Source organism: Dolichospermum sp. UHCC 0260 (assembly GCF_009711985.1).
GTDB lineage: Bacteria > Cyanobacteriota > Cyanobacteriia > Cyanobacteriales > Nostocaceae > Dolichospermum > Dolichospermum lemmermannii.
In genome coordinates, this window is the sequence record NZ_VIKZ01000019.1 from 1 (window position 1) to 16,979 (window position 16,979).

At 38.4% G+C, this 16,979-nt stretch carries 16 protein-coding genes and 1 pseudogene; 9 read left to right on the forward strand and 8 right to left on the reverse strand.

The features are described from left to right. Window positions 1-16 precede the first annotated feature (16 nt). The 8 genes from FJR08_RS24235 to FJR08_RS09460 all read left to right on the forward strand — a co-directional run bounded on the left by FJR08_RS24235 (window position 17) and on the right by FJR08_RS09460 (window position 8,445). Window positions 17-1,264, forward strand: coding sequence for an SUMF1/EgtB/PvdO family nonheme iron enzyme (locus tag FJR08_RS24235; RefSeq protein WP_168632996.1), 1,248 nt, complete (start codon window positions 17-19; stop codon window positions 1,262-1,264). 687 nt (window positions 1,265-1,951) lie between these two features. Next, window positions 1,952-3,334: an AAA family ATPase gene (locus FJR08_RS09430; RefSeq protein WP_254435725.1), complete on the forward strand. Its 1,383-nt coding sequence runs from the start codon at window positions 1,952-1,954 to the stop codon at window positions 3,332-3,334. Window positions 3,335-3,419: 85 nt separating this feature from the next. Then, window positions 3,420-3,794 carry a DUF1257 domain-containing protein gene (locus FJR08_RS09435; protein WP_168632997.1) on the forward strand — a complete coding sequence of 125 codons (375 nt, stop codon included), beginning with the start codon at window positions 3,420-3,422 and terminating at the stop codon, window positions 3,792-3,794. Between the two features lie 91 nt (window positions 3,795-3,885). After that, a complete protein-coding gene (locus FJR08_RS09440; protein ID WP_015079055.1) occupies window positions 3,886-4,098 on the forward strand; it encodes a DUF2997 domain-containing protein in 213 nt (70 codons plus the stop codon). 147 nt (window positions 4,099-4,245) lie between these two features. Next, a complete protein-coding gene (locus FJR08_RS09445; protein ID WP_168632998.1) occupies window positions 4,246-4,797 on the forward strand; it encodes a nucleotide exchange factor GrpE in 552 nt (183 codons plus the stop codon). 159 nt (window positions 4,798-4,956) lie between these two features. Further along, window positions 4,957-6,543 carry an Hsp70 family protein gene (locus FJR08_RS09450; protein ID WP_168632999.1) on the forward strand — a complete coding sequence of 529 codons (1,587 nt, stop codon included), beginning with the start codon at window positions 4,957-4,959 and terminating at the stop codon, window positions 6,541-6,543. 207 nt (window positions 6,544-6,750) lie between these two features. Next, window positions 6,751-7,587, forward strand: a complete 837-nt coding sequence (gene dapB, locus FJR08_RS09455; RefSeq protein ID WP_168633000.1) for a 4-hydroxy-tetrahydrodipicolinate reductase — start codon at window positions 6,751-6,753, stop codon at window positions 7,585-7,587. Between the two features lie 180 nt (window positions 7,588-7,767). After that, window positions 7,768-8,445 carry a phosphate ABC transporter permease gene (locus tag FJR08_RS09460; RefSeq protein ID WP_148766782.1) on the forward strand — a complete coding sequence of 226 codons (678 nt, stop codon included), beginning with the start codon at window positions 7,768-7,770 and terminating at the stop codon, window positions 8,443-8,445. A 147-nt stretch (window positions 8,446-8,592) separates the two neighbouring features. Here the strand turns inward: FJR08_RS09460 and FJR08_RS09465 are convergent, their stop codons facing one another. From FJR08_RS09465 to FJR08_RS09495, 7 genes and pseudogenes are all read right to left on the reverse strand, one after another. Continuing rightward, entirely contained in the window at window positions 8,593-8,781 is a 189-nt protein-coding gene (locus FJR08_RS09465; RefSeq protein WP_168633001.1) for a hypothetical protein, read from the reverse strand. Between the two features lie 95 nt (window positions 8,782-8,876). Then, on the reverse strand, window positions 8,877-9,506 hold the full coding sequence (locus FJR08_RS09470) for a precorrin-8X methylmutase (RefSeq protein WP_015079049.1): 630 nt from the start codon (window positions 9,504-9,506) through the stop codon (window positions 8,877-8,879). 138 nt (window positions 9,507-9,644) lie between these two features. Further along, entirely contained in the window at window positions 9,645-10,454 is an 810-nt protein-coding gene (locus FJR08_RS09475) for a TPM domain-containing protein (protein WP_148760737.1), read from the reverse strand. Between the two features lie 222 nt (window positions 10,455-10,676). Continuing rightward, a pseudogene (locus FJR08_RS09480) lies at window positions 10,677-11,042 on the reverse strand (hypothetical protein); the annotation flags it as partial. An 11-nt stretch (window positions 11,043-11,053) separates the two neighbouring features. Next, window positions 11,054-11,422 carry a YtxH domain-containing protein gene (locus tag FJR08_RS09485; RefSeq protein WP_168633003.1) on the reverse strand — a complete coding sequence of 123 codons (369 nt, stop codon included), beginning with the start codon at window positions 11,420-11,422 and terminating at the stop codon, window positions 11,054-11,056. Window positions 11,423-11,448: 26 nt separating this feature from the next. Next, complete coding sequence (locus FJR08_RS09490) at window positions 11,449-11,598, reverse strand: hypothetical protein (RefSeq protein ID WP_174783049.1); 150 nt, start codon at window positions 11,596-11,598, stop codon at window positions 11,449-11,451. Window positions 11,599-11,643: 45 nt separating this feature from the next. Further along, on the reverse strand, window positions 11,644-12,618 hold the full coding sequence (locus FJR08_RS09495) for a sucrase ferredoxin (RefSeq protein ID WP_015079044.1): 975 nt from the start codon (window positions 12,616-12,618) through the stop codon (window positions 11,644-11,646). A gap of 725 nt (window positions 12,619-13,343) precedes the next feature. Between FJR08_RS09495 and FJR08_RS09500 the strand changes: the two genes are divergently transcribed. After that, window positions 13,344-14,312, forward strand: coding sequence for an ROK family protein (locus tag FJR08_RS09500; protein WP_168633004.1), 969 nt, complete (start codon window positions 13,344-13,346; stop codon window positions 14,310-14,312). 54 nt (window positions 14,313-14,366) lie between these two features. On the opposite strand, the gene FJR08_RS09505 is transcribed toward FJR08_RS09500, so the two are convergent. Continuing rightward, a complete protein-coding gene (locus FJR08_RS09505; protein ID WP_168633005.1) occupies window positions 14,367-16,970 on the reverse strand; it encodes a type I secretion system permease/ATPase in 2,604 nt (867 codons plus the stop codon). Window positions 16,971-16,979: the final 9 nt, after the last annotated feature.

A 16,979-nucleotide genomic window follows, 5' to 3' on the forward strand; every position in this document is an offset into this window, starting at 1 on the left:
GAACGATTAACGAATCATGAATCATCCACAACAACCGCGAGAATACGATGCTGTGCTTGGTGGTAATAGTCCATCACTAGAAGGTGCGGCGGTTTTAGGTGGTATTGAAGGGGTAAAATTGCGGTTACAAAATCCAGATGCAAAGGTGAGAATTGCTGCACTTGAGCAAGCATTGAATTATGGAGAACAGGGTTTAGATTTAGTAATTGCAGGTTTAAAAGATAAATCTTGGGATATTCAAAATGCGGCTTATTTAATATTAAATTCTAGAACAGAAACAAGAATTAAGCAAATATTACAAAAGCCTAATCTAGAAGGTTTAAAACTAGAACAAATCGAAGTAGTCACAGTCGTCGACGAATTTGACGACGAATTTGACGACGAATTTGACGAATTTATCTTCAAATCCGATAAAGTCGGCGAATTTCAATATGAAATCGGCGAATATCAATTTATTATTCACCGTCAGCCGCGTATAGCTAGATATTTTATGGAAGATTTGGGTAATGGTGTTACCTTGGAAATGGCTGTAATTCCTGGTGGTACTTTTATGATGGGTTCACCGGAAAATGAAGAGGGAAGAAGTGATAATGAAAGTCCCCAGCATCAAGTGACAGTTCCTAGTTTCTTTATGGGAAAATATCCAGTAACACAGGCACAATATCAAGCTATTATGGGAACTAACCCTTCTTTTTTTAAAGGTAGTAATCGCCCTGTTGAATGCGTTAGTTGGAATGATGCGGTTAAATTCTGTAAACTGTTAAGCGAAAGAACAGGAAAAACCTACAGATTACCTAGTGAAGCTGAATGGGAATATGCTTGTAGAGCCGGAACTACCACACCATTTCACTTTGGAGAGACAATTACAACGCATTTGGCTAACTATCATTACGATAATGGTAACGATAGTTATACTTATGGCGTTGGGAACGATAGTTATATTTATGGCAATGGGATTGAAGGAATTACAACAGTAGTAGGCAGCTTTGGAGTAACTAACAATTTTGGATTATATGATATGCACGGCAATGTATCGGAGTGGTGTCAAGATAATTGGCATAGTAACTATAAAGGTGCGCCTACAGATGGAAGCGCATGGTTAAATAATATGTCGAGTAGTGATGAATATCTGAGGCGCGGCGGTTGCTGGTACGACCGTCCTGATGCCTGCCGTTCTACTTATCGCGGCAAAAGCCTCCTCCTCGATAGCAACAGCCTCGCTATTGGTTTTCGGGTTGGATGTAGTGGTGCGGCGAGGACTTAGTATCACTATGCGCTTTTGCTCTCTTGCTCTTTTCTTGTCTTATCTCTCTCGCATAGTGAGAAAAATTTCTTGTCTGAATCAGGATATCCAGGATTAAAGGATTGACAGGATTGTAATTTGATGGTTGATAGATGAGATTCATATATTTATTCTTCCATCTCACTTCATAAATATTCACTTTTATCCATACTAATCATCAACAACTAACCAATAATCAAACAATCACATCCTGTACATCCTCAAATCCTGGTTATCCTGATTCAGACATTTATTATTCTTTGCACCTTTGCGCGAAATAAAAAACCCAATAAACTAACAACTATCCCCCCTATTTATACATAATGAATAACCCCCATCAACAACTACTCCAACAAATAGACTTAATGCTTCGCGCCCGCTATCCCCTACTATATAAGTAGAACGGCTTGAATAATTCAAAGTTTGTAGTGAGGAATTTATTCCTCATTTGAGGGCTGAAGCCCTTACTACGAAATCATCTCCAGATTTTTTACATTACTTAATCTACTTTGATTTATTTTCGTCTACTTACTTATAGTCGGAGTCGAAGAAGAACCAATAGAACAAGTCCTCCAACAACTCACCCAAATATCCCAGACACCACGACAACTATTATTATGGGATATCGTCACCGGTTGGGATGACAACGGAACTGATAAAGGTTCAGTCATGGGTGCATTATCAAGAATTACCAAAACCCCAGAAAATACAACCACAATTTTTGTATTGCGAGACATCCATTTCATCCTCAAAAACCCCGAAACAGAAAAAAATGCTCCCGTAATTCGGGCTATCAAAAACCTCACCCGTCAACTCAAACGCACACGCCAAACCCTCATTCTCACCAGTCATACATTAATTATTCCTCCAGAAATACAAGAAGAAATTACAGTAATTGATTTTCCCTTACCCAACATCCAAGAAATAGATTATTTAATTCATCAATTAATAGTCCCCGAAAAACTTAACTTAAATGGACTAGGAAAAGAACAATTAATCAAAGCCTGTCAAGGATTAAGTCGCGCCAGAATTAGAAGAGTTTTAGCCGCCGCTTTAGCAGCAAAAGGACAAGTCAACGAAACAGATATTGATAGAGTTTTAGAAGAGAAAAAACAAGCAGTTCGCCAAACCGGAATCTTAGAATTTTACACCGCCAATGAATCATTAAAAAATGTCGGTGGTTTAGAAAATCTTAAACAGTGGGTGCGAATGCGTCAAGATGCTTTTACCGAAGAAGCGCGACGTTATGGAATCCCCAACCCCAAAGGCGTTTTATTAGTAGGAATCCAAGGAACAGGAAAATCATTATCAGCCAAAACTATCGCCCATGAATGGCGTTTACCATTGTTACGTTTGGACGTGGGCAGATTATTTGGAGGCATAGTCGGAGAAAGTGAAAATCGCATTCGCCAAATGATACAATTAGCAGAAGCAATATCACCCTGTGTATTATGGATGGATGAAATAGATAAGGCATTTGGTAATATTAATAGTGGTACAGATGGTGACTCTGGCACATCGCGCCGGGTATTTGGTACACTCATTACCTGGATGCAAGAAAAAACCAGTCCGGTGTTTATGGTGGCTACTGCTAATAATGTGCAAATATTACCAGCGGAGTTATTAAGGAAAGGGCGATTTGATGAAATTTTCTTTTTAAATTTACCCACGGAAAAAGAACGCCATGATATTTTTAAGGTCCACTTGCAAAAAATCCGTCCTTCCCGACTGCGAGATTTTGATTTACAGAAACTTGCAAGTCATAGCGAAAATTTTAGCGGTGCGGAAATTCAACAGGTAATTATTGATGGTATGCACCGCGCTTTTGGTAGTTTAATTGATGGTAATAGGCGTGATTTTCACACTGAAGATATTTTAGCTGCGGTGTCGGAAACTGTTCCTTTGGCGGCTATTGCTAAGGAACAAATTACTAGTTTAAAACGCTGGGCTGCGGAAGCTGGCGCAAGAACGGCTTCTGTTGATACGCTGTTAATTGAGGAGTTGAAGGTTTATTCTCAGCAGCAGGGTTTGGGTCCTTTGGAGGTGGATTAAATAATAAAAGAAAACGAACCGCAGAGGCGCGGAGGACGCGGAGGGAAGAGGTTTTGGAGAGATTTTTTATAGGAGTTGATTTTTTATGTCTCATTTTACAACTATCAAGGTGCAAATTAAACAGGGTGAAGTTTTGCTTCAAGTATTAAAGGAGTTGGGTTATCAGGTTGAACAAAATACTCAGGTTCGGGGTTATATGGGTGATACAATTAATGCTGAATATGTGATTAAGCAATCTAATGGTTATGATTTGGGTTTTCGTCAAAATGGAGAAGGTTATGAGTTAGTGGCTGATTTTTGGGGTGCGAAAATTAATCAGCAGGAGTTTATTAATAATATTAGTCAAAAGTACGCCCATAAAACTTTGATGGAAACCATACAAACTGAGGGTTTTAGTGTGGAAGAAGAGGAAGTTTTAGAGGATGGTACGGTGCGGGTTTTAGTTGGTAGATGGGTTTAAATAAGATCCCCGACTTCTTTTTAAGATTTTATCAATAAATGATTAAATAAGGTAAGAAGTCGGGGATCTGAGGACAAAAGGAAAAATCATTATGGCTGAATATCAAAAAGTTGAATATCGCATTGGTAAAGATGGTAAAATTGTGGAACGGGTTTTAAATGCAATCGGTTCTAGTTGTGTGGAAACAACAAAAGGGTTAGAAAAGTCCTTGGGAGAAATAGAATCTCAGGAATTGTTACCGGAATATTATCAAGATGATGAGTTAATTACCACTTCCGAAAATCAATCCTTACAACAGCAGTAAACCATAAATACTCGTTCCTTGTCTCTGACAAGGAATGCAGTATAGAGGCTCTGCCTCTTCTGATAAAATAGAGGTAGAACCTCTAGGATTGCATTCCCAGTCTGGAGACTGGGAACGAGAATCAAACCAGCTACATAAACAAATAATATGCTAGAACAAATTAATCAAGTTGCTTTTGCTGTAATTCTCGTAATCATCGTTTATATCATTCTGCGGTTTTTATTCCCAGCAAATAATCAAAATACATCTATTAATAATCAACCTGTAACTTCTCCCGACACAGAACAGAAAATCAAAGATTTAGAAATTCAATGTCAACGACTCAGGGAGGAATTAAAACAACAATCTCAACAATTACAAACTGATTTTCAACAAGAAACTTTTACCCAATTACAAACTCTACTCAGCAATTATCCCACAGTTAAAAAAATGGCTTTAGCTAAACCTGAATTACCTGCTAAAAACCTAACTTTCCTATTTACATCTTTAGATAATTTAATTACCAATTGGGGTTATACTGCTATTGGTGAAACTTGGAAACAGGTTAATTATAATCCCCAATTACATCAAGCTGATAGTGATGATATTCAAGAAGGGGAATTAGTATATATTCGTTTTATTGGTTATCAAAATGGTGATACAATCCTCTATCCTGCAAAAGTTAGTCGCACTCTTCCACCAGGATTCAATAATACTTAAACTCATAAATTTGTAGGTTGGGTTGAGGAACGAAACCCAACATTTACTGCTTACAATTTTTTAGATAATATATTTATTCTGTCTTCACCCAACATCAAGATATCAATTATCTATCATTTTTGTTGGGTTGCGCTTCGCTTAACCCAACCTACTTGAATTATGACAACTATTGCAATTGATTTTGGTACAAGTAATACTGTAATTAGTATTTTAGAAGCTGATACTCAATTACCTAAAAGTTTACGTTTTCCTAATTTATCCCGTTTGTTTTTGGGTGTCAATCCTCAAGGTGAAAGATTAGAATATCCCGTTATTCCTAGTTTAATGTTTATTAAATCAGGTAATAATATCATATTAGGTGAAGGTGTGAGAAGTCAAAGATTAGGACTTTCTCAAAGTCATCCTCCTGAAAGATTATTTAAAAAGTTTAAACGCGATTTAGCTGGAGATTATCAACCACCAGCAATCCAAATTGATGGGATAAATTATAATGCTATTTCTGTTTCTGAGTTGTTTATCCAAACTATTTGGACGGAAATAAAAAGGCAAAATATCCAACCTAGTCATTTAATTCTTACTGTTCCTGTTGGTGCTTTTGAACGTTATTTAGATTGGTTTCGAGATTTGGGGACAAAATTAAATGTTCCAAAAGTATCAGTTATAGATGAATCTACAGCAGCAGCTTTAGGATATGCTGTAAAACGCCCTGGTAAGTTAATTTTAGTAGTAGATTTTGGTGGGGGAACTCTCGATTTGAGTTTGGTTAAAACTATGACTAATTCTCATGAAAATAACAGTTTACGCGCTGAGGTTTTAGCTAAGTCGGAAGCTTATGTAGGTGGTGAAGATATTGATGTTTGGATAGTTGATGATTATTTACATTCTCAAAATTTAACCCCGGAACAAGTTGGGAAAATTGGTTATCAAAATTTATTAGAAATTGCGGAAAGATTAAAAATTCAATTATCAAAAAATCAATCTGTGGCTGAAAGTTGGTTTGATGATGAATCTTTTATGTCTTATGAATTAAAAATTAATCGTGAAAAATTAGAGGAGATTTTAGAATATAGACAGTTTTTACAACAGTTACGAGATGCTTTAGATGAAGTTTTAGCTTCTGCTTTAAGAAAGGGTATTTCTAAGAATGATATTGAACAGGTTTTGTTAGTAGGAGGAAGTTGTTTAATTCCCGCAGTTCAACAATTAATTATTTCCTATTTTGGTAAAAATAAAGTAAAATTAGATAAACCCTTTGATGCTGTATGTCATGGTGCATTAGCAATAACGCAGATTACCGAAATAGATGATTTTCTCCGTCATAGTTACGCGATTCGTTTATGGGAAAATTATAGCAAAAGTTATATTTATCATCGCTTATTTACCAAAGGTGAAAAATATCCTTGTCAACGTCAAGAATGGTTAAATCTGCAAGTTGCAAATAATGGACAAAAAGAGATTCGTTTAGATATTGGTGAATTAGGTGATATGTCACAAACAGAAATTGCGTTTGATGCTTCGGGAAGAATGACTTCTAGCACTCTCCAACATCAAGAAAGTTACCGTTCCCTAGATAATCAAAATCAACAGGTTTGTGTGGCAAAACTTAACCCACTAGGTGAAGCGGGAATGGATAGAATATCGGTGTTATTTGAGGTAGATTCTCGACGGATTTTATTAGCAACTGTGAAGGATTTATTGACGGGAAAAGTTCTAATTAATAGGGGAGAAATTTATAAGTTGACATAAATAAAATAATACAAGTGTTCCTATGATAAGAAATGCAATGCTTCTATAATTTTAATCATATCTATAATAATATAATTATATTGTTACTTAACTTTTTTGACAAGATCAATTACTATTGATGGTTGCGTAGTCGAAAACAAATCAATTTTATAAAACTTGCATTTGTGAGACAATTTCTCTGTTCAATTAAAAATAATTGTTAAATCTATGAGCAATCAAGGTTCTATTCCCGTTATCGTTAACGGTGCTGCTGGTAAAATGGGACGTGAAGTAATTAAAGCAGTAGCCCAAGCGTCTGATTTGATTTTAATGGGTGCAATTGACACAACTCCCGAACATCAAGGTAAAGACGCGGGGGAACTAGCGGGTTTAAGTGAACCCCTGGAAGTACCAATTACCAATCAATTAGAGCCAATGTTAGGGTATGTGGCCGGAGAAAGACAGATGCAACCGGGGGTATTAGTTGATTTTACCCATCCTGATGCAGTTTATAATAATATTCGCAGTGCGATCGCCTATGGAATTCGTCCGGTTGTGGGAACTACAGGTTTAAGTCCCGCACAACTCGAAGAATTAGCTGATTTTGCCGAAAAAGCCAGTACCGGTTGTTTGATTATTCCTAACTTTTCCATTGGTATGGTACTACTCCAAGAAGCCGCTGTGAGAGCTTCCCAGTATTTTGATCATGTAGAAATTATCGAACTCCATCATAACCAAAAAGCAGATGCTCCCAGCGGTACAGCCATTCAAACAGCCCAATTATTAGGTGAAATGGGTAAAACCTTTAACACTGCTATTGTGGAAGAAACGGAGAAAATAGCCGGAGCTAGAGGCAGTTTAGCAGACGAAGGGATTAGAATTCATAGTATCCGCTTACCGGGACTCATTGCCCACCAAGAAGTGATTTTCGGCGCAGCAGGGCAAATTTACACCTTACGTCATGATACCAGCGATCGCGCCTGTTATATGCCAGGAGTATTATTAGCCATCCGCAAAGTTAATCAGCTAAAGTCATTAGTATATGGATTAGAAAAAATACTTTAAAAGCAAGGAGTCAGGAGTCAGGAGTCAGAATAATAAATAAATATAGAGAGAAGTGAAATTTTCTCAACCTCATCAAAGTTGACTCCAAAAGCCATTATTATCTTGACTTCCATATTCTCTATTCTGAATCCTTACCTTGAAAATTGCGATTTTTCCATCTCCAAGCCAAAAGCCAAAAATATGCTCGTTCCCCTAACTCGCCAAAAATTTGAACAAATCATTCCCCTGGTTGCCTCTGGACCACAATATAAATACTATTGGGGAAAGTTAAGCAATTTTGTGCAGCGGATACTAATTTCTGTAGTTACCTTAGCTGTGCTATTGCTTGCACAATTCTTGTTTAGATTGGAATTTGGGTTAATTTTCTTTTTTGGAGTATTTGGTGCTTTCTTTTGGCTTTGGTATCCCGTATTTCAAGCAAGTATCCGCAATGGAAAATGCCGCCGTTATAAATACAGTGGCTTTTTCCGGGGACGAGTGCTAGACTGGTGGATTACAGATAAGTTAATGGGCAAACAGGAAACCGTTAACGGCAAAGGTGAGTTAGTCATCATCGAAAACCGTGAAAAGCGGATTAACTTAGAAATAGGCGACGACACAGGATTTAGTGTGGAGTTTGAAGCCCCATTACGCAACGCCCACAAAGTCATTTCTCGTGGTCAAATAGCTGAAATGGTGGTTATGTCAAATAGTTCTGATTTAAGCACAATTGAAGAATTCAGCGATATATATATTCCTAGTCGTGATCTATGGGTAAGCGATTATCCTTATGTCCGCAAAGACTTTTTTAATGAAGTTAGTGTCCGCTTGCGTGCAAACCAAGAAAGAAAACCCCGCCGCCGTTCACCGAAGACATAGGGAAGTAGGTGATTGGTGATTGGTGATTGGTGATTGGTGATTGGTGATTGGTGATTGGTGATTGGTGATTGGTGATTAGACCTCTCCGAAAATGAATGTAGAGACGTTCTATAGAACGTCTCTACAAGGGTTTCAAACCACGCACATTTAATTACCGGAGATGTCTATTGGTGATTGGTGATTGGTGATTGGTGATTGGTGATTGGTGATTGGTGATTGGTGATTGGTAATTGGTGATTGGTAATTGGTGATTGGTAATTGGTAATTGGTGATTGGTGATTGGTGATTGGTCATTGGTGATTGGTGATTGGTCATTGGTGATTGGTGATTGGTCATTGGTGATTGGTAAAAATCTTCTCCCAACCTCCCCAACCTCCCCAACCTCCCCAACCTCCCCAACCTCCCCAACCTCCCCAACCTCCCCTACCTCTTCAACCCCCTCCAGTTCTATCCTGTCCATAGGCTTGCCAAGCCAAGTCTACTAAGCCGTCAACAATGGCAGCAGCTACGACAGCGTTACCCTTGCGACCTTCAATAGTGATGTAAGGAACTAGAGATTCTTGTAATCGTGCTTTTACTGGTTCTAAATTGGCAAAACCTACGGGGGTAGCAATGACTAAAGCGGGTCTAATTTCTTCGGCTGCAATTAATTCAACCAGTGCAGTTAATGCTGTTTGTGCTTGACCAACTACAAATATTCCCTCTGGATAACGCCTAGCTAGGGTTTCAATCCCCCAAGCAGCAAGGGTTTTTTCTTTTTGGGGTCGTGTTAGTGCTTCCATACTGCAATACACTGGATTAGCAAATGTATTTTGAATATCATGGGCTATGGCTGCTTGTACCATTGGTGCATCTACGACAATGGTAGTACGTGCTACTAGGGCGGCTGCTCCAGCTTGTAATGCTTGTTCTGAAAACCGGATTAAGGATTTATACTCTAAATCTGCTGTAGCATAAACTACGCGGCGGACGATTTCATACTCTGCTGGTGAAAAAATATGATCACCAATTTCAGTATCAATAATTGCCAAACTTTGAGCATCAGTTACGTGCCATTCCATTGTTATTTAACTTCTTAATATATTAGTTTTTAGCTTATCAGTTTCCGTGCGTAGTCTTTGTTGATTGGTAATTGGCAATTAGTAATTGGGCAGAATTTATTTCTAGTTGCCAGTTACCAGTCAGTATCCTATAACTTTTCAGGATTCAGCGTTAGAGGAAGTCCGACTAAACACGGGGGATAAATAAGCTACTAAAGCACCAATGGCAAAAGCGGAAATATTGCGGACGAGAGGCAACCAATCGCTTGTCCGGGTAATAACTGGAGCAATACCGAAGGCAATAAATAATATTCCCCATAAAGGTGAGAAAATTAACGCCCATTGCCAACCAAGTATCTTTTTGTCGCCGCGCGGTTGGGCAGCAAAACCACAAATAATCCCCCCAACAGCAGAGGTAACAAGGGTGAGTATCCATTGTTCTCTAGGGAGTCCAGGAACGACGTTACAACCGCCTTTGAGTAAGCAACCTTTCACTGAATTTAGAGCCTGGAGAATGGCTTGATCTTCTCCTTCTTCACGGACAAAGTATAAGTTACCAAAGCGGGTTTGTAGTTCAATCCAGAAGGTGCGGGGTAAGAATTCATAAACGGCATCACCAACACTAAAGCTGAGGATGTTACCACCACGAGCATCTGCTACTAGGAGAATGCTTTTATCATCTAAACCCCAATATTTGATTACTGCTCTCCCTGGGGTGCGGTCGTATTGGGTTAAAACGCGCAATTTCCAACCAGTATCAGTTTCAAACTGCTCTAATTCTTTAACTAGCTTTTCTTCTTGGGGGTCAGGGAGAGTTTTTGCTAAATCTACTACTGGGGTGACAAAGCTGGGTAGCAAATCGGGATTTTCATAAGCTAGGGCAGATGGAGAATTAATTGCCCAAATTGAGCCAATAAAGCCAAATACGGCAATTGATACTAAAATTCGTCGCCAAAAACACAGGTGCATGAACGTTCTTATACTATTATCTAGGGGAGAATGTAAAAAGTGCTTTTCAAAGATTAATGTAAAAGTGATACTTCTTTACACTTCTTTACCTTACTCTAATATTAGATATCTCAGCAAAATCTGATGGAGAAATTAGGAATTGGTGACTACTCGCTGTTGATCAGTTTTGGCAGTGTTTAATCCCGTTCTCAATGATCAGCGTTTTCGCATTTCTCCTGGTTTTTTTTTGCGAGCGAAGCTTGTCCAAGCTGCTTTAAAGCCGACGAAGACACTACGGGTGCTAATTTGTAGATTTTCTGCTTGTTTTTTGGCGGTATCTAGACTTTGATCAAATTGTTTGACAACTTGACCGGCACTTTTAACACCTTCACTAACATCATCGGTTAATTCGGTTATTTCTAAGGTGGTGTTGCGGATAGCGTTGAGAGTGGGTGGCAACTCCCGTGAAAGGGTATCAAAGAATTTTTCGGCACTGCGAGCAGCATGGGCTAGTTCCTGCAAAGCGGGTATGGCTGCCACCAAAACGGCTGTTAGACTAGCAGCAACTAGGAGGATGGATAGTCCCAGCCAAAACAAAGGATCAATCACGGTTATGCCACTTATGAACGTTCTAGTTTTTCGGTCAAAGGATCAGTATCGTTTGTGGTGCTGCTGACATCAACAGTATTTTTTTTGTTTAAATTTTGGCTTTCGCGCTGGGTAGCGTCTATGCCAACTGCGATCGCATCCCGCAGTCTGTCTACAGTTTCATCCCAGTTTTGCAGGGTGCTATTAGAAAGACGATCTGCCTGAATTTGCACGCTGGTCGTGATATCTTCTGCTAATTCGGGGATAGCATTGGCAGATTTTTTGACAAGTTTACGGGTTTCCCGTCCTGTGCGGGGAGCAACTAATAAACCTGCTAAAGTGCCAATAGCTGCTCCTAACATCAAACCACCAATAAAGATTCCAGAACGGTTGTTAGACATTTTTTGATTTTTCTACTCCATAGAATTTATCTTATATCTTGCACTGGGTATTGAGAAGTTGCGGTGACACAATTAAAACTTCTTCTTTCTTCTTTCTTCTTTTTGACAACTGACAACTGTACGGGCGAAGCATTTGGAGAACTATTTTTGGCAATGACCGATAATTTATCTTCCAAATGCTTCGCCCCTACTGACCACTGACGACTGACTCTTAATATATATTAGCTATAAGTTGCTACTTTTTTAGCTACAAGCCAAAGATTAGATACAGCATATTTCACATATACTACCTCTCTTGAAGCATCACAAGAACCTTTGAGGGTTTGTGTTTTTATATCATCTTTTACAAGTTTGGCCTGGTAAGTATAGAGAGTTCCAGAAGGTTGTTCAAAACTTAACTCACCTAAAATTGTCTGATTATCTAGGCTTTTTTCCAGAATTTTCCCTGTGACTTTATAGTTAAACCAATCCCAACCTAAACGCAGCATGAGTTCTCTTTCCAAAATTTGCAAGGGATTTGGTAAGATTCCCCAACCGCGATAAACTTTATTTAAACATTCTATATTTCCAGTTTGGGTAAGAATTGATTTAAAGGTATCTTGATCCAGAACTCCGTAATATCTGCCTTGGGGAAAATCTATGGCTGTGGGTGCAAATCTATGTCCACCAAAGTGACTTGATCTCCAAATTCTGAGATGATTTAACTGTAAATCAAAGATGGTATTTTGAGCATGAAAGTAAAAAGGATTGCCATATTTTGCACAACATTGATCATGGCTACCATGGGTACAAACTAATATATCTCTTGTGGTATTGGATGCTATTTCATCATCAACACTGACTCCAGTTAACCATTTCCTGACTACTCCTGCTACTTGTTCAATATTTGGTAATTTAAATTCTTGTTTTCGGTATCCGTTACTTGATCCCTTTTCTTGCTGATAAATTAATAAAGTTGTTTGTTCTTCCCTGTGTGTTTCATCATTAGCAATTAATAGAAAATGAATTGATAATTTAGCACGTTTGACATCTGCAACCAAAATCCGTAAATTATCTGGAACCCATTTAGAATTAAAGGCTTCAGAAACCCAAGGGGTAGGACATTCTACTAATATATAGGTTTGGTGGTTGGTAGCACTACCAATAACATCTTCTTGTATTTCTCGTGAATGATCAGCACAAAAAAAATTATTCATTGACACTTACTCAAATATATATTTTATGAACAATTGTTAACAAAAATCTAGGTAGACACTTTATCAAATTCTGATTTTTCCCAGTCTTTCCGGTTAAATAAATGCTCTTTCCCAAAATGTTAAGAATTCAAAATATCATTTTTTTTACATTTAACAGGGAGATTTTCGAGAATATCTGGAGCTAATTTATCGCTTTTTCGATTAGTATTCTTCATCCTTAGTCTTAATCGCTGAATTCTGAGATTTAAACTTTTCCCTAAATGATCTAAATAGAAAATCCGATCCTTTGTCTGTATACTTAATGACATACATTCACTAGCTTTTAAATTATAGCTAAATTTATCCATATTGCGAAATATTCTCAATTGATTGTGAAAAAAATATAAAGGCTACAAACTTTCTTTTGATCTAATCACGTATTTTGACTCTAACCCAACTCAATTGCTAAAGCAACTATTTTCTTAAATAAATTCTACAAAAATATATCTTTACATTAATTTATCCTTCATAAAAATTAATAATATTCATAATCTAACAAAAACCGATCATAAGTATCATTGGATTTACAAATGTAATAAATAAGATTATACATAAGTTACAAGAATAATTAATACAGAAATATTTTTATGAAGACAGTAAAGATGGTTTCATCGTGAACTACAACAAAATTGTGATTAAGTAATAATGGTGAATGGTTGTTTTGTCAATTCCCTATTTTTAATTATATGACATTAATTTTAGCTCTGGATTTTGGTGGCACAAAATTGGCAGCAGCAACAGTAAAGGGTGGTGCGAAGGAGTGGTTGTACCATGAATCACGGTTTTCACCCGCAAATGGTGATGCTTTGACTGATTTAGAAATTATGCGATCGCTCATTGATTCCGTGCTAAAAGGAAGGAAACCGGATGCCATTGGTGTCAGCTTCGGTGGTCCAGTAGATGCAACCACAGGCTTAGTCCGCTTATCTCATCACGTTCCTGGCTGGGAAAATGTTCCCCTCAAACAAATACTCGAAGAAGATTATTATACACCTGTCAGTATAGATAATGATGCTAACGTTGCTGCTGTTGGTGAACATCGCTTTGGGGCTGGACAAGGATATGATAGCCTATTTTATATTACCATTAGCACTGGTGTCGGTGGAGGGTGGATACTTGACGGCAAGCTTTGGCGGGGTGCATTAGGCATGGCGGGAGAAATTGGACACATGGTAGTAGATCCTAGAGGTCCCTTATGCTTATGTGGAAAACGGGGATGTGTAGAACGTTTAGCTTCGGGTCCCTACATGGCGCAAAATGCCCGGGAAATGCTGGAGAAAGAACCACTCAGTGCTAACGGCAAAGTCAGGGGAGACGTACTTAGGTATTTGACAGGTAATGATCTCAACTTACTTACAGGCAAAGTCATTAGTACCGCAGCAGCCAACGGAGATGAAATAGCACAAGAGGTATTATATCGGGGTGCTTGGGCGTTGGGAGTCGGTATTGGTAATGTAGCCAATTTGATGAATCCCCAACGATTTGTTTTAGGTGGTGGTGTCACCAAAGCTGGGGATAATTTCTGGACTGTGGTGCGGAAAGTAGCTAGGGAAACCGCACTCCCAGAGGTGAATTTTGAGATTGTGCGGGCATTGTTGGGTGATGATGCACCTTTGTGGGGGGCTGTGGCTTTGGGTTTGAATGTGTTAGATTAAATTCTTTTTCTCACGCAAAGGCGCAAAGACGCAAAGAATAATCAAGAGTTTCCTTTAAATATTCGCTTGTTGTCTTTGATAAAGTGACCAGTACAAACCTTTTTGTTTTAAGAGTTCTAAATGTGTTCCTCGTTCGGCTATTACTCCTTTTTCCATGACTAATATTAAATCGGCTCGTTTGAGGGGGGCAAAACGGTGGGCAATTAAGAATACTGTGCGGTTAGAGGAAACATTTTTGAGGTTTTGTAATACTTGTTGTTCGGTTTCACTATCTAAGGCACTGGTGGCTTCATCTAATATGAGAATTGGTGCAGACGCTAGAAATAATCTGGCTAATGCTATGCGTTGTCTTTGTCCTCCAGATAATGCTGTTCCTCTTTCTCCTACGTTGTTTTCATAACCGTAAGGTAGTTGACTAATGAAGTCATGGGCTACTGCTAATCTGGCTGCTTCGACAACTTGTTCAGAGGTAATATCTGGATTTCCTAATGTGATGTTTTCTAAGATTGAACCATTAAATAAAAAGTCTTCTTGGAGAACTACACCGATTTGTTGTCGTAAGGATGCTAAGTCAGCACTTTTGATATCAAATCCATCAATTAGAATCCGTCCTGATTCAATTTGATAAAGTCGTTGAATAATTTTGGAAAGGGTACTTTTTCCTGAACCACTTCTGCCAACAATGCCTACAAATTGTCCGGGTTCAACATTAAAGGAAATTCCTTTTAATACTGGTTCGGTGTTGGCATTATAGCGAAAGAAAACTTGATCAAAGTTGACTTCACCTTTGAGGGGTGGTAATACTAATCCTGTTCCTGCTTCTGTTTCTGGGGCAGCGTTGAGAATATCACCAATTCTATCTACTGATAATAGAACTTGTTGGAGATTTTGCCATAACTGCACTAGCCGTAATAGTGGGCTGGTCACTCTTCCTGATAACATTTGGAAGGCGATTAATTGACCAATTGTTAGTTGATGATCAATTACTAATTTTGCCCCAACCCACAGGATGATTAAGGTGGAAAAGTTAGTCAGAAAGTCACCAATATTACTACTAATATTGGATGTAGTTGAGGCTTTAAAACTGGTACGAATAAACCGGGCAAATAAACCTTCCCAGCGTTCTCTTGCTATTGGTTCGGCTGCATGAGCTTTAACTGAATGAATGCCGGTGATTGTCTCGACTAAAAATGATTGACTGTCCGCACTGCGGTTAAAGGTTTCATTTAGCCAATTTCGCAAAATTGGTGTCGTGACGATGGTTAAAGTCGCAAATAATGGTAATACGGCTAAGGCTACAAATGTCAGGGGAATGTTGTAATAAAACATCAATCCCAGGTAAACTACAGCAAAGATACTGTCAAGAATGACGGTTAAGGCTGTACCTGTGAGAAATTGGCGAATTTGTTCTAATTCCTGGACTCTAGCGACTGTATCGCCCACTCTCCGCGACTCAAAATAAGCTAAAGGTAAACGCATTAAATGGCGAAAAAGTTGGGCGGATAAACTCAAATCTAAACGCCGGGCTGTGTGGGTAAATATGAATAGCCGCAGCATACCCAGAATAGATTCAAATGTCGCCACTAGCAAGAGAGCGATCGCCATCACATCTAAGGTGGCTAAACTCTCCTGTACCATCACTTTATCAATGATGACTTGAGTAATTAATGGTGACGCTAATCCCAATAATTGCAAGGTAAATGAAGCTATTAAAACCTCACCTAACAAACCCCGATATTTCCAAACTGCGGGAGTAAACCAAGCTAAATTAAATTTCTCTTGTTGGGAAATTAATTCAGCTTGCCATAATGTCCCATTCCAACAATTTTCTACTACAGATTGCGGTAATTGTTCACAACTATAATCAGGATTTTGGGGATTAGCAATAATTAAATAATTGCCTTTGATTCCATAGGCTACTACCCAATTTAATTGGTTATTTTTACCTTCCTGATTACTTTGATTCCACAACAACAAAGCGGGAAAAGTTAATTGGCGTAAATCACTCCAACTAACCTGCAATTTCCGCAACACTAACCCTACTTTTTCCGCAGCTTCTATCAGGTTTTTGGGTTTTTGTCCCCGCAGTTGGCGTTGTACCCATTCTAATTGCACAGGATTTTGTAAATGTTGTGCCACCATTGTTAAACAAGCTGCACCTGTATTCCCACTTCCCACAAAGGGATAATTGGAAATTATCGGTGGAGAAGGTGGGGAAGGAGGTAGAGAAATGGGAGAATTAGCAACTGGTAAAATGGCTTCTGTTTCCTCTACCTCTATTGAATCTGTCCAAAATTCATCAATTTGAGAATTGACAAACTTTTTCCATAAAGCCGAATTCCAACACACTACTACTACTTCCTTGCTGGTAGCGATAGCTTTACAATCAGCAAATATTTGTTGACAGTTACCAAACCAATCTCCTGTTTGTAAAGTAGCTACAGTTTTATTTTCTTCTTCTTCTCGTAACCGGACTTTACCAGTGACAATGAAGAACTGATAACTTCCCTCGTCAAAGGCATCACCACCTAATTTTTGTGACCAAATTTTTTCGCCAAGTTTGTAATTACGAATTTCCGCTTGCTGTTTTAATTCGCTTTGTTCTTCAGCATTTAGCCAGGATAGCGGCGGTTCATTCCAGGGTAAATTGTTTAACACATTTATTAG